This window comes from Pleionea sediminis, from assembly GCF_007570825.1.
GTDB lineage: Bacteria > Pseudomonadota > Gammaproteobacteria > Enterobacterales > Kangiellaceae > Pleionea > Pleionea sediminis.
In genome coordinates this window covers 2314601-2329131 of the sequence record NZ_SUNB01000001.1, presented here as the reverse complement: position 1 = coordinate 2329131, position 14531 = coordinate 2314601, and the positions used below count along the sequence as shown (strand labels likewise).

Below are 14531 nucleotides of genomic sequence, written 5' to 3'. Positions count from 1 at the left end.
CGACTAAGGGGAAAAATATGACAATGTTCATATTGCCACTCTTCCGCCAGTGTATATTTTACTCAAAATACTTCTCCTATGTTAGGATTCAGCTCCAGTGTAAGAATCATTTTAATCACTGGATTGAATGACTAAGGGATTGGAAAAGAAGTTAATACCGATGAAAAAAATTGTTCTATTCTGTTTGATATTTATACATACCCATGGATTGTGTGAAACAATCGAGCTAAAACCCCGACCCAACTGGGTTGAACACATCCCAGTCGATCATCAAGCAGCAGTTCCCGAGTCAAAAATAAAAAATGGCATCTATTACTTACTAGCCGATGCCCAATTTCGAGTGACCAGAAATAATAAAGAGTATCTGTACTCCAGAAATGTTCGAAAAATCGTTAATCCAACTGGCGTCGAGCAATCTTCTCAGATCAGCGTTGACTATGATCCCAGTTATGAAAGTATCGAGTTTCATGACATAAAGGTCATTCGTAATGGCCAGCAAATCGATAAGTTTTCTACGGCCAAGATATCCATACTGCAACAAGAGAAAGATCTCGATCGCTTAATTTACGATGGAAGAAAAACCATTAGTATTATCCTCGATGATATTCGTGTTAATGATATTCTCTCTTACAGCTTTACCTCTAAAGGCAGCAACCCAATATTTTCTGGAATTACTTCCAGGAGTTTTGGACTTCAATGGTCCGTTCCATTAAAACATCGTAATATCAGAGTTCAGTGGGAAAAGGAAAAAACTTTATATTCGAAACTCCACAATACAGAAGAGAAGTTACAGGTAATCAATAAATCCTATGGCAAAGATTATATAGTCAGCATTTACGATACCAAGCCTTTGGCAACCGATAGCAATGTACCAGGATGGTTTGATAAATACGCATTTATAGAATTTAGCGAAACGAAGACTTGGCGCGACGTTATCAACTGGAGCTTGCCACTTTTTCAGAACGCCGTCTCTGAACATCAATCGATTAAAAATGTCGCGGATGACATTCGCTCACAAACAGAAAATAAAAAAGAGCAACTAGCTCTGGCATTAAACTACGTTCAAGACAACATACGCTACTTCGGCATCGAAATGGGAACAAACTCACATGCGCCCTCTCCAGCAGAAGAAACGCTAACTCGTCGCTACGGTGACTGTAAAGATAAAACGGTCTTGCTCATTTCAATTTTGAAGCAATTGAATATTGGCGCAAGTCCAGCATTGGTAAACACCTATCGAAAACATCTAATTGAAGAAGGTCTACCAAAAGTCAACGCATTTAACCATGTTATTGTCAAAGCTAACCTTGATAATGAAGATTACTGGCTCGATCCAACACGCACTTACCAAACAGGACAGCTTAGTAACATCTACCAACCCAATTATCAACGCGCTTTGGTAATAACTCCTAAAGCAACTCAACTCGAAAACGCAACGCCAAAAGTAAGCGTTGGAAGTTATGTCATTAAAGAATCTTTCTTCATTCCAGAAGATCGAACAAAAGCTGTCAAATATCAATCAACGAGCCAATACAAAGGTGTTGATGCAGAAATAATACGTTCCGACTTGGCCAGCGTCAGTCTCGACGATACGAGAAAATCCTATTCGGACTTTTACAAATATTATTATCCCGAAATTTCAGTCGTTGAACCTGGCTTGTTTGAGCTGCAAGATAACGGAGAACTGCATACTAAAGAGTCTTATGAAATAAACAATTTTTGGAAAGAAAAGTCAAAGGAAAGCAAAGCATACGGATGGTTTTATGCCAATATTTTATCAACCAATCTTGCAGACGACTCTGATCGAAATCGTACCGATCCTTTAGCAGTAAGCTTTCCATTCGATAAAAAACAAGTTATTAACATTACTTTTGAAACCAACGATTGGGAGTTCGAGCCAGAATCAACGGTGATTGATAATGACTTTTTCTACTATAAAAGTAGCGTCGCGTTTGAAGAGCAAACGCTAAGGTTAGAGTATCATTTAATAAACAAAGTAAGTTACATCCCCAGTGATAAGCTGAAAGATTATTTTGATGCCTTGAAAAAAGTTCGGAAAGATTTAAGTTATGGTATTTTTCAAACAATACCTGAAGCAAACAATAAAAAATCGAGTGAAGATACCTTAATAATAAAGCAAGATGAAGCCTTGAGCGTATCGGAAAGTTCAGATGTCTCACTAGACTCCGCATTGTTTGTGCTTGGCATAATCGGAATATGGCTAATATTAATATTATCGAGCGTATTGCTTTGGCATCGTGATGTGACGAAAAATCCGTTTTCAGGAAAAATGCTTTATTACCCCATCACATTTTCAAAGTTGCTGATAATGCAATTTTTAACCTTCGGTATTTTTGGCATTTACTGGTTTTATCGAAACTGGAACTACGTAAAACAAACCAATCACCATCCCATCATGCCTATTGCCCGTGGAATATTTCATGCGTTTTGGTATTACCCACTGTATCGGCATTTGTATGAAGCCAGTCTATCTGTCATGGGTAGAACTAAGCTACCTTCGAAATATTGGGGTGCTGTTCTTGCATTTCTATTTTTGATCGCCAATATTGGCGCAGGATTTATCAGCTTTACAGTGTTAGTAATACTATTTTACTCCTTACTACTTTGGCCTCTAGTCGATGTCATTAATCAACTCAATGCTACTCAATCAAAAGCCATTCACTATAATTCAAGCTGGAAACTACGCCATGTACTCTTGGCAATTTGCATTGTTCCAGTGTCATTATTTGATCTCACCAGCCAAATTGGTTTGACACCCAGTGAATCCATAATTCCGGGCGATCAACTGCTTGCTCATGACATCAAATATCTACAACGTAAAAAAGTAATTAAACCGGGTCAAAAAATTGAGTATTTTTACAGTGATGCACTCCTGTTTATTAGAAACGATGGCAATGGATTCACCAAAGATCATGTTTTCTCTTATTGGAAAGAGAACGATACGTTACATGTCGATACCGCTAAGTTCAGCGATATTAAGAATATGAATGTGCAGTACTCAAACTCAGGATTAATGGCGACAGTTCTTACCATTACTCGCAAAGACGATAGCGAATTTTTGCTGTATTTATCAAACGAAGCAGGTAAGGATCGAACTTTTGTTGCAGAACTGAATCGACTCTGGCACCAAAACAATGCCCTAGCTTTGTTGAAGCAAGAATAGGCTTTATGGCCCGGATGCTTTTATCTGGGCTTTACAATTTGAAGCTCAAGCGGTATAAACGCTGAGTATGAACATACTATTTAATAAAATCTCTTCTGGTTCTATATTTGCCAGCCGTCGTGGCTGCAAATCTTCTTTTGTCTAGCCACAACGCTGCTAGACGACCTGTATTAAGTACATTTGGCGCTCCACGCCTAAAAGCAATTAACTCGACTCAATCTCTACCGAACGGAGAAGCTAATGAGCCATAATGATTCAAATCAACGATTCGACTCTCAAAAAGCCCCTGAGCCAGTCGGCCTTTACCCTCACGCTCGACGTGTTGGCAATTTGTTGTTCCTGTCAGGCGTCGGTCCAAGACAGCGCGGCAGTAAAGACATCCCTGGTGTGAGCTTAGATGCCGATGGAAATATCACAGATTATGATATTGCGACTCAATGTCGAAGTGTTTTTGACAATGTCCGTTGGATACTAGAGGAAGCCGGCTCAAGCTGGGAGCAGCTGGTTGATGTGCAAGTATTCCTGACCAATATGAAAGAAGACTTTAATACTTACAATGAAGTCTATGCCGAATATTTTAAGGACAACCAACCTTGTCGAACAACCATTGAAATTAGCTCACTGCCCACCCCAATTGCAATCGAGCTAAAATGTATTGCAACGATAGAGTAAGTGAACAATTGAGAGGACTCTGATTATGAGTGCACCAATGCAAGTTTTAAATTTCCAAAAATGGATTGATGAAAATCGCGACAAATTAAAGCCCCCAGTGTGCAACAAAGAAGTTTATCGCAATGGCGATATGATTATTATGGTGGTTGGCGGTCCTAATGGCAGAAAAGACTTTCATTACAATGAAGGCCCCGAATTCTTCTATCAACTTGAAGGTGAAATGTTACTTCGAACCCAGCAAGACAATAAAGTTGTCGACTATCCGATAAAAGCGGGCGAAGTTTTTCTTCTTCCCCCCAAAATTCCACACTCTCCAGTTCGATTTGAAAATTCAATTGGACTCGTTGTTGAGCAAGTTCGAAGAGAAGAAGAAACCGATGGATTAATGTGGTTTTGCGAGAGCTGCAATCACAAGCTTTACGAAGAATATTTTCCACTTAAAGATATCGAGAAAGACTTTGGTGCCGTCTTCAACCGATTTTTGTCCAGTGAAGACTTGCGTACTTGCGATGAGTGCGGTCATGTCATGCCACATAATAAATACGAATTTGACTAATGAAACTCATACTGGACATTGATAAACAATTATTTACAGTGAATAGCTCAAGTCCTATATCTCTCGCTATTCCATTACTGTTTGATGGTGCACAACCTAATCATTTTGGCGCACCAAAAGCCAGTGCCAAAGCGATTGAGTCGGATGGCTTCATCGGCGACACCTCCCGCGGTGGCAGTTGTAACGTTAAAGAAATATCGTTTGTGCCTCATTGCAATGGCACACATACCGAGTCGGTGTCACACATTGTTAGTGACTCTATTCCGGTCGGAAAACTTGCACAATCACTCATTCCAGCGACGGTTATCTCGGTAATCCCTCATTCGCCTTCAGAAAGCACTGATTACTATCAGCCCAGTCTCGAAGCAACCGACCGTATCATTAGTAAAAAACTGCTCACTGCAGAGCTGTCTGAAATTAACAGCCCTCTTTTAGAGGCCCTCATTATACGAACATTACCCAATAGCGAAAAAAAGCAGGCTTGTACCTACTCCAATGAACAGCAGCCTCCTTTTTTCACTAACGATGCCATTGAGTATTTAAATGACAAAGGCATCAAACACTTACTAGTTGATATTCCGTCTATCGATAAAATGTACGATGATGGAATACTATCGAATCATCATATTTATTGGAACGTGCCACAACGCTCTCATGTTGCTGTACCGGCAACTCACACAGAAAAAACGATTACAGAAATGATTTTTGTCCCAGAAACAGCTGCCGATGGTCATTACTTATTAAGTTTAAATATACCTTCTTTTGAGTCTGACGCAGGACCCAGTCGTCCAGTTATTTATCCTTTAGAGAATCAATCATGAACCAAACGTTTGAATTTCAAAATACTTTAGAATTTGCCAAAGAGCTCGATCAACTCGATCCTATAAAACACATGCGAAGTCAGTTTCATATTCCCAAACAATCCAATGGTGATGACGAAATTTATTTGTGTGGAAACTCTTTGGGATTGCAGCCCCAAAAAACACAAGAGTACTTAACTTTTGAGTTGTCTCAATGGCAAAAGTACGGCGTAAAGGGGCATTTTTCGGGAGACTTCCCATGGATGCCTTACCATGAGTTTTTAACAGAAGGTCTGGCCAATCTAGTTGGCGCCAAACACAGTGAAGTTGTTGCGATGAACTCCCTAACAACCAATCTTCACTTAATGATGGTAAGTTTTTATAGACCGACAGATACTCGACATAAAATTCTTATCGAAGATCATGCCTTCCCTTCCGATCATTATGCCGTTGAGTCACAAATCAAATTTCATGGCCACAATCCCGAAGATTCAATGCTACTGATAAAACCACGTGAGGGAGAAGATACCTTTCGAACCGAAGACATACTTAAAGTAATAGAAGATGAAGGTGACTCCATTGCTTTAATCATGTTACCGGGGGTTCAATATTATAGTGGTCAAGTATTTGATATGGCGGCTATAACCCAAGCGGGTCATGAGAAAGGTTGCGTTGTTGGTTTTGATTTAGCTCACGCGACTGGCAACATTGAAATGTCGTTACACGACTGGGACGTTGACTTTGCCTGCTGGTGTCATTACAAATATTTAAATTCAGGAGCAGGAGCGGTTGCAGGTTGCTTCGTTCACGAGAAGCACCACAAAAATAAAGATCTTCCACGCTTTGCCGGCTGGTGGGGACATAATAAAGACACTCGATTTAAGATGGATAACCGCTTTGATCCCATTGAAAGTGCCGAAGCTTGGCAACTGTCAAACCCTCCCATTTTGTCCCTCGCTGCTATTCGAGCATCCCTTGATACGGTCAAAGAAGCAGGAGGGATTCAAGCTCTTCGAGAAAAGTCTCTCAAATTAACTGGCTATCTTAGATATTTACTTAATGAGGAGCTGGCATCGGATGTAAAGATAATTACCCCGGAAAAAGATAACGAACATGGGTGTCAATTAAGTTTGACCATAGACACTCACGGATTAGATGGCCGCTTAGTTTTCGAACGCATTGAAGCCGCAGGAGTTACAGGTGACTGGCGATATCCTAACGTTATCCGCGTTGCCCCCGTTCCTCAATACAATACCTACGAAGATTGTTACCGCTTCGTGCAAATTTTAAAAGAAAGCTTAACTCAATAATAACCTGAGAATGACATCCGCTTTTTCATAAATGCATTTGGGAGAGACAATGAGCCAACCAAAAGAAAAGATTACCTTGATTGGTGCCGGACTCGTCGGTAGTTTATGCGCTGTATTTTTGGCCCGTCGAGGATTTAATGTCGAAATATTTGAACGTCGTCCTGATATGCGGAAAGAAGATATATCAGCTGGACGCTCGATAAATCTCGCTCTAGCCAATCGTGGCATTTACCCATTACAGCAAATTGGATTAATGGATCAAGTTCAAGCCATGTTAACCCCCATGAAAGGCCGAATGATCCATGATAAAAGCGGCAACCAAGTTCTCCAGCCGTACGGACATCGACCTGAAGAAGTTATCTATTCAGTTTCTAGAGGTGATTTAAATAAATTGTGTATGGACACTGCAGAGAATAGTGGCAACGTTACTATTCACTTTAATCAACGCTGCACCCACGTTGACTTTAACAATCTCTCATTAACCGTTGAAAATGAAATAACAGGACAAGTCTCTCATCATCCTTTTGAAAGAGTTATTGGTACCGATGGAAGCGCCTCTGCTGTCCGTGAAGCGATCCATCAACACACCACAGAAAAAAATACAGTCGAGCCATTAGGTCATAGTTATAAAGAGCTTTCGATTCCTCCAGGTGAAAATGGCGATTTTCAAATTGAGCCCGAAGCACTGCATATATGGCCACGCGGTGGCTATATGGTTATTGCATTACCAAACCGAGATAAAAGCTTTACGGTTACTTTGTTCATGCCAAATTCCGGCGAAATAAGTTTTGAGTCAATCAATGATGAAGAAAAGCTCATTAATTTTTTTAAGAACGACTTTCCTGATTTGCTTCCTTTATTGCCAGAACTTACCCGAGATTACTTTGAGAATCCAACAGGAAGTTTGGCCACTGTTCGTTGTTCGCCATGGCATCTTGAAGACAAAGCCCTACTTATTGGCGATGCTGCTCATGCAGTTGTTCCTTTTCACGGACAAGGCATGAACTGTGGATTTGAAGATGTCTCTGAGCTCGATGCACAAATTCAAAAATATCAGGGCGATTGGTTATCAATTTTTAGCGAAACGGAACGACTGAGAATAGACAACGGCAACGCAATCGCTGATATGGCAATAGAAAACTATATCGAAATGCGAGACTCTGTTAATAACCCTCAATTTATACTTAAAAAGCAGCTCGCCTTTGAACTAGAAAAACTTTGCCCAGATCAATTTGTACCGCGTTATTCTATGGTCATGTTCCATCGTTTGCCCTATGCTGAAGCTAAGGCTCGTGGTGTCATTCAGAATCAGATTTTAGAGCAGCTCACTACAGGAAAACAAACTATCGAAGAAGTTGATCTCGAGTATGCCAAAGAATTGATCGATAAAAACCTTTCACACGTTGAGTTGAATCCAACCACAAACTAAATTAAATATCAGGCCTTCCTTATGGCAGGCCTCTTTTCTGTTCAAAAAATTCACCTTTTTCTTAGAGAAGCAGAGACCAATCAAAGCAAAATGGAAAAGTTTGAAAGTAATGTAGCAACGATAAACGATATGAACTCGATGATTGCAACAGCGATTGAGCAACAAACAGCTGTCATGAATAATGTAAACGAACATGTTCATGAAGTAAGAAACTTAAGTGAAGAAAGCAAAAGCCTCTCATCAAAAGGATTAGACTTAAGTAAAGAGCTTAATGCTATCAGCAATACTTTAACAAACTCACTTAGCCATCTTAAAATATGAAGCTTTTATATTAAAGCAGTTTCTGAGCGACTAATTCCTTTCTTATCTTTTCAATTGTCGACATGCATTCTTCGTTTAAATAGTTCTGAGGTGGATGAGCCCCCCAAACAGGTCCCGGCCAAGATTTATCGGTTTCGTAACGAGCGATAACATGAACATGTAATTGGCGAACAATATTACCCAACGCACCAATATTAATTTTGGTTGGTTGATAGAGCTTCTTCAATAACCGACTGACATCTGCGATTTCTGTCCATAATAATTTTTGATCCTCCGTTGAAAGCTCGTACATTTCCTGAACTTCATTAACCCGAGGAACTAATATGAGCCAAGGGTATTGATTGTCATTCATTAATAGCAATCGACTCAAAGATAAATCTGCCACCAAGTGACAGTCAGCGTCCAACCTTTCATCCAATATAAAATTTTGCTGCATAATTTTTTATTATTTTCTTCCGTTGCTCGCAAAGATAAACATTTTCACCCCTGCTCTGCAAGCAGAAATTTATATTTCCTTATAAATGAGACTAATAAACAAACGATTGCTGTACTATTCATCACACTCACTGAAAGATTCAGGTAAATACCCCGCAATAAAAGGAACACAGTCAGCAAACCAACCAGAACTCGCAGTGACAATACCTTTAGGTCGGCGTAGTTCTAATGCTTCATTTTCGATTGACAAGATAAGGTCACCCCAAACTCGCATTGCCCCCGAAGCGCCCGTTAATAAAGCAGGCTCATTATTATCAACGCCCACCCAAACGACGGCGAGATACCTCGCGCTAAAACCAACAAACCAACTATCCTTTAATCCATCTGTTGTACCTGTTTTTCCAACAACTTGATAATTAGGCATTCGATTATTCAAACTGCTTGCAGTTCCTTCCTGCACCACTTTTCGCAATAACTGACTGGTTAAATATATAACTTCCGGTGAAACTACCTGTTCAGCCGTTGAGGGATATCTATCCAAAGTTTTTCCATCAGCATGGATAACACTGGAAATAATATTAGACTCGACTTTTAATCCATTCGATGAAATAACTTGATATAGCTTAAGCAGCTCCCAGGGTGACATTTCTTGGGCTCCCAAGGCAAATGAAGGAAATGCATATAGCTTTCGTGAAAAACCAAATTCGTAAAGATTATCAATGACATTTTCAATGCCAACATCCAGTGCCAGGCGAGCAGTTGATAAATTGTATGAGTGTGTCATAGCCTCTGCGAGCGTAACCTCACCTTGAAACTCTTTATCATAATTTTGCGGCGTCCATTCCGATCCATCGGTTGCTGTAAGAGTGAAAGGCTTGTCTTCAACTTTTGTCACCAAAGAAAATTTTGATGCTCGCTGTAAAGCCGTTAAGTAAACAAAAGGCTTAATTGCCGACCCTGTTTGTCGATAGGCATCAATTGCTCGATTAAATCCGGCATAGCCAGGATCTCGATCGCCAACCACCGCTAGCACATCACCGCGCAATCGATCACTGACAACAGTAGCGCCTTGTAAGTTTTTTGGGACAGAAGGATAGTTATTCGTTAACCAAGAAATTCTCTCTTTTAGAGCTTGTTCTGCCGAAAACTGAATACGAGGGTCAATCGTCGTAAAAACAGAAAGATCATGGTGTTGTAATTGCTCTAGGGAATAATGCTGTTTTAGTTGTCGTCGAACCATTCCGATTGCAGCAGGCATCCGACTAACTTTGCTTTGCGATTTAGGAACCACTTGCAAAGAGCGCTGTAAAGCAAGTTGCATTTGCTGCTCAGTAATGGCTTTAAATTCTAGCATTTGATTCAGTATTAAATTACGGCGCTCTAAAGCTCTTTGCTGATGACGTCGCGGGTCATAAAAAGACGGCCCTCGCACTAAAGCAACGAGTGTCGCAATTTGAGACAAGTTTAATTGGGATATATCTCGATCAAAATAAAAACGGCTAGCCTTTGCAAAACCATGAATAGCTCGAGCACCATCTTGTCCAAGATAAACTTCATTCAGGTAAGCTTGTAAAATTTCATCTTTAGAATATCTGGCTTCAAGAGTAACAGCCATTATAGCTTCGCGAAATTTGCGCCATAAAGTTCGCTCGTTTGTGAGGAAGTAGTTTTTCACTAATTGTTGAGTTAGCGTGCTACCGCCTTGGGTAACTCGACCTTCTGACAAGTTTTGTGATAATGCCCGGCCTATTCCCTTAAATGAAATTCCCATATGCTCGAAAAAACTTCTATCTTCAGAAAGAATAAGTGCATCCACTAATAAAGGAGGTACTTTGTCTAACTTTACGAGCTCACGATCTTCAGAAACGAGAGGGTTAATGCGATCAATAAAAAGAGGATCGAGTCGTGCCGGTTCATTGCTTCCGTCAATGATACGACTTTCTGAGATTATACCATTCTTAATCACTACACGAATTTTTCGACTCGCTATAAATCCTTCGCTAAAAGGAAAGCTCCGTACAAAAATAATGAATTCCGATTGATATTGCTCAAATTCACCTGGTTGAGTCGCTTTAATAACTTTCCGATAATTAAGCTGACGTAACTCCCACAACAAATCTTCTACTTGAGTTCGCTCCCCTTCTAAAAGGTTTTTAGACCGTGCATAAACTTTGGCAGGAACGAGCCATCGATTGGTTGCAAATTTTGTCTGAATTTCTGCATCGCTGTATATAATGAGACCAATGAAAAACAGACTGCCAATAATCGAAAGTCGAATAATAAACTGCTTTATCGCTGGCCATTTTGTGTTCTTTTTGCCCATACACCAATTAGCAACGTCAGGTTTAGATTTAATTTTATACGTTAGACTGATAGTATCATAGTTAGTGCTGTTTAAATTGAAAACCTGACTTCCTGCTAATTATGAATTTAAGTGCCAAGGGCCGACATCGACTATTTTTTGCTATTGATTTCGAAGACGACTTCAAAGATAAGATTGCACAATGGACACTGTTACTCGATATTAATGGGCGTCGAGTCGCTCCTGAAAATTATCATCTGACGCTGCAGTTTTTAGGTGACGTCAATAATCATCAAGTATTTGATATTATTGATACTATGGAAATACCGGAAATAAAACCATTCGAACTATCTATTAATAAGACCGGATATTTCCCGAAAAACGAGCTGTTGTTTTGCGAGCTCGATGAAGGTCTCGAAAAGATTCAAACTCTCTCTACATTCATCGCCAAAAACTTGCAGTCGCTTTCATTTATAAAAAGAGAAAAAAAGCGGTTTCATCCTCACATTACTATTGCGCGAGATGCTAAGCCTCCCGTGGACTTTGAGGTTTTAGAGAACATAACAACGAAAATTAAATATTTCTGTTTAATGGAGTCAATATTTATCAAGTCAGGTATACATTATGAAGTTGTTGAGTCATGGCCCTTATACACTCCGACGGATAAAGAAAAAATTTTAGGATTGGACTTACTGTAATAATAAAAAATCAGTTAAAAAAAAGAGAGCTAGAAAGCTCTCTTTTTCTATACACCTCAAAGGTAAATGAAATTACATACCTTGCATTGGTTGACCATTAACTAATGGCATACCATTTTTGAAGGTAGCTTCAACTTTAAGTGTTCCGTTGTCTTTAACAACATAGTTCATTTGCGCCCACTGATCTAACATTGGCGCCATGCCTTTCTTTGTAAAAAAGGCTTCTGGAGCAGAAGCTTCAAGAATGGCATCAACTGCCATCATAGTGCTCATCGGATTTGCAGGGTCAACCTTATTTTTATCAACATTAACATCTAACATTGCTTTAATAAGGCCATCTTCCGTTGTAATTTGAGTGTCTTTAACTTGAATATTCGGACCATTTTGAGCCAGTTGCATCATGGTATTCATTAATTGCATTTGGTAGCCCTGAACATTTTCACCTTTCAATGCAGACTCTTGCATTTTTCCGCTAATTTCACCCAATTGTTTCATTGAAGCCATATCTAAGTTGTTGAAATAAATATTCAATGAACTATCAGTAAATTTCTCACCAGCAACGTTAACAAGATCCGATTTCAAACTCATTGAAACGTCCATTGCTTCGCCTGACTCTTGAACATCCGATTTATAACCGAGTTCCATTTTAGCTAGCTTAAAAAACTGTTGAGCGTCCTTAAATACAACTTCATCAATTGTGTAAGCGCCAGCACCTGAATAAATTGCTGTGCCATCAACAAAACTTCCAGAAACCAATGTTTGATCGAAAGTAAGATTTACACCACTTACGGTCATACCATCTTCACCCTCAGCAGTGACGGTTAGTCCCGGCCAAGAAGCATCACCTTTAACGGTTTGGTAACCAGCGTCTGATACGAAATGAAATTCTGCCGGAGACATGTTGATTTGAGCATCTTTATCAGCGAAATCCAAACCCTTGAAGTAAATATCGCCTTCAACACCGCCAGTAAAACCCGTTAAAATATTAATGTCGAACAAATCCTCAGCATTAACGCCTTCAGGAATGTCCTTTTTCATTTCTTCACTTGGTAACAAATCAGCACTGATATGAATTAAGCCAAACTTAATTCCGTCATTGGTGAATAAGATTGGTCCGTAAGAATTCGTTTGCTCAATCGAAAATAAAACTTCAGACTGACCAGCACCCTTAACATCCATCTTCGCAGTGCTAGAGAAAAGTCCTGACTCTTCACTAACAACTTCAGCTGACAACTGATATTTCTTCATTTGCTCAATTTCTTGAGCCATTAAGTCACCAGAAGTTGACTTAATAAAAATAAAAGCCCCCAGGTAAACCACGATTAATATACCCAAAGCGATTAATAGCTTTTTCATAGTAATTCCTTAATTTCCAACAATTTAAAATTTTTGAAGGCGCTGCCTCTAAGCAAGTAGTCAGCCTCTGGTCGGATATCTTACACTATTCCTCGAGCAGAGTTCGAGCAATGGTTCTAATTCCTTTACCAGTGCCGCCTGCAGACAAATAACCACTATCGGAACCCAACATACAAGCGGCAAGATCAAAATGCGCCCAACGGCGTCCTTTAGCAACAAAACGAGATAAAAATCCAGCAGCATTACTCGCACCACCTGGACCGCCACCTTTTATTGGCCGACTATTCGCTGTATCAGCATAATTTGATGGTGCTAATGCAGCGTGAAATGGCTCTAAAGGAAGCGGCCAATGATTTTCATTTTCTGCTTTCGAGAATCCAAGAATTTCATCAGATAGTTGCTTATCGAAGCTAAAGACCGCGTTGTAATGCTCTCCTAATGCTGTGACAGCAGCTCCCGTTAAAGTCGCCGCATCCAAGATCAACTCAGCACCCGATTCACTTGCCAAAATTAAACCATCTGCCAGCACCAGACGACCTTCAGCATCCGTATTAACAATCTCAACAGACAATCCATTTTTATAAGTGAGTACATCACCTAATTTATAAGCATGTCCGCTAATTAAATTTTCGGCACAGCACAAATACAGTTTTACGCGTTTATTTAGCCCGCGACTGATGGCTAAGGCAAGCGCGCCAGCGACAGTTGCAGCGCCTCCCATATCGGCCTTCATATGCAGCATAGATTCGCTTTGTTTAATACTGTAACCGCCGCTATCAAAAGTAATACCTTTACCTACCAAGGCGGCAATTGGGGCAGCATCACCCCATCCGTCAGGACAAAAATCTAACTCCAATAAAACTGGAGGGCGAACACTACCACGGCCAACTCCATGAATACCGACTAATTCATGATCGAGTAATTCTTCACCCTCGATAGTTCTAAAACTCACATTCTCTGGAGCGAACGATGCGATAAAGTCGGCTGTATCTTGGGCTAGAACTTGCGGCGACATTTCTTCTGGTGTTCGGTTAACTTGTTGACGGGTCCAATAACTGATCTTTATTAAATTCTGAAGATCTTTATTTTCTTCATCAGAAAGAGAATGATATTGAACTTCAGGAATTCCTTTTGGCGAGTAAACTCCTTGAGCAAATGCAAACTGCTTTTCGAATCCCCAGTCGTCACCCGATAATTGAAAAGAACGAAATCCTAATGCCAATAACTGTCGGGATGCCGATTGAATTTGTTCAACGTCCATAACACCGTTTAAATGAACAGTAACCGAATCGCCTTCAAATGAGATGTTGGCTTTTTCATTCCATACACCGCTAGCAGGTTGACTGGACAATTTTACGGTTAAAACATTCGCCATGAGGGCTCCTATTAATTTATTTCTTGAATGATCTTCTCAGCAGAGAAAACGAACCAAATTGTTTTACTGAATTTAATAGTGCAAATTGTCAGA

12 protein-coding genes are annotated in these 14531 nt (G+C 40.0%); 8 read left to right on the top strand and 4 right to left on the bottom strand.

Going from position 1 to position 14531, the window contains the following annotated elements; translation table 11 throughout:
• The first annotated feature begins 160 nt into the window (after window positions 1-160).
• From FAX86_RS09695 to FAX86_RS09665, 7 genes are all read left to right on the top strand, one after another.
• On the top strand, window positions 161-3184 hold the full coding sequence (locus tag FAX86_RS09695) for a DUF3857 domain-containing transglutaminase family protein (RefSeq protein ID WP_164503523.1): 3024 nt from the start codon (window positions 161-163) through the stop codon (window positions 3182-3184).
• 240 nt (window positions 3185-3424) lie between these two features.
• Window positions 3425-3856, top strand: coding sequence for a RidA family protein (locus tag FAX86_RS09690; protein ID WP_144393116.1), 432 nt, complete (start codon window positions 3425-3427; stop codon window positions 3854-3856).
• Between the two features lie 25 nt (window positions 3857-3881).
• Window positions 3882-4412 (top strand): 3-hydroxyanthranilate 3,4-dioxygenase, encoded by a 531-nt coding sequence (locus FAX86_RS09685; protein ID WP_205859141.1) that lies wholly within the window; start codon window positions 3882-3884, stop codon window positions 4410-4412.
• A complete protein-coding gene (locus tag FAX86_RS09680; RefSeq protein WP_144393115.1) occupies window positions 4412-5233 on the top strand; it encodes a cyclase family protein in 822 nt (273 codons plus the stop codon). The genes FAX86_RS09685 and FAX86_RS09680 overlap by 1 nt, the downstream gene beginning before the upstream one ends.
• A complete protein-coding gene (kynU, locus tag FAX86_RS09675) occupies window positions 5230-6522 on the top strand; it encodes a kynureninase (protein WP_144393114.1) in 1293 nt (430 codons plus the stop codon). Before FAX86_RS09680 ends, kynU begins: the two co-directional genes overlap by 4 nt.
• 49 nt (window positions 6523-6571) lie before the next feature.
• A complete protein-coding gene (locus FAX86_RS09670) occupies window positions 6572-7951 on the top strand; it encodes an FAD-dependent oxidoreductase (RefSeq protein WP_144393113.1) in 1380 nt (459 codons plus the stop codon).
• A gap of 21 nt (window positions 7952-7972) precedes the next feature.
• On the top strand, window positions 7973-8272 hold the full coding sequence (locus FAX86_RS09665; protein ID WP_144393112.1) for a methyl-accepting chemotaxis protein: 300 nt from the start codon (window positions 7973-7975) through the stop codon (window positions 8270-8272).
• Window positions 8273-8282: 10 nt separating this feature from the next.
• Here the strand turns inward: FAX86_RS09665 and FAX86_RS09660 are convergent, their stop codons facing one another.
• Complete coding sequence (locus tag FAX86_RS09660) at window positions 8283-8708, bottom strand: HIT family protein (protein ID WP_144393111.1); 426 nt, start codon at window positions 8706-8708, stop codon at window positions 8283-8285.
• Window positions 8709-8822: 114 nt separating this feature from the next.
• Entirely contained in the window at window positions 8823-11030 is a 2208-nt protein-coding gene (gene mrcB / locus FAX86_RS09655; protein ID WP_144393110.1) for a penicillin-binding protein 1B, read from the bottom strand.
• 101 nt (window positions 11031-11131) lie between these two features.
• Here mrcB and thpR point away from each other — a divergent pair, with 101 nt between their 5' ends.
• Window positions 11132-11707, top strand: a complete 576-nt coding sequence (gene thpR, locus FAX86_RS09650; protein WP_144393109.1) for an RNA 2',3'-cyclic phosphodiesterase — start codon at window positions 11132-11134, stop codon at window positions 11705-11707.
• 72 nt (window positions 11708-11779) lie between these two features.
• Here thpR and FAX86_RS09645 read toward each other — a convergent pair whose 3' ends face one another.
• Both FAX86_RS09645 and pepB read right to left on the bottom strand, forming a co-directional pair.
• Window positions 11780-13063, bottom strand: a complete 1284-nt coding sequence (locus tag FAX86_RS09645; RefSeq protein ID WP_144393108.1) for a DUF945 family protein — start codon at window positions 13061-13063, stop codon at window positions 11780-11782.
• A gap of 85 nt (window positions 13064-13148) precedes the next feature.
• The gene (pepB, locus tag FAX86_RS09640; protein ID WP_144393107.1) at window positions 13149-14438 is read right to left on the bottom strand and encodes an aminopeptidase PepB; all 1290 of its coding nucleotides are present in this window, start codon (window positions 14436-14438) and stop codon (window positions 13149-13151) included.
• Window positions 14439-14531: the final 93 nt, after the last annotated feature.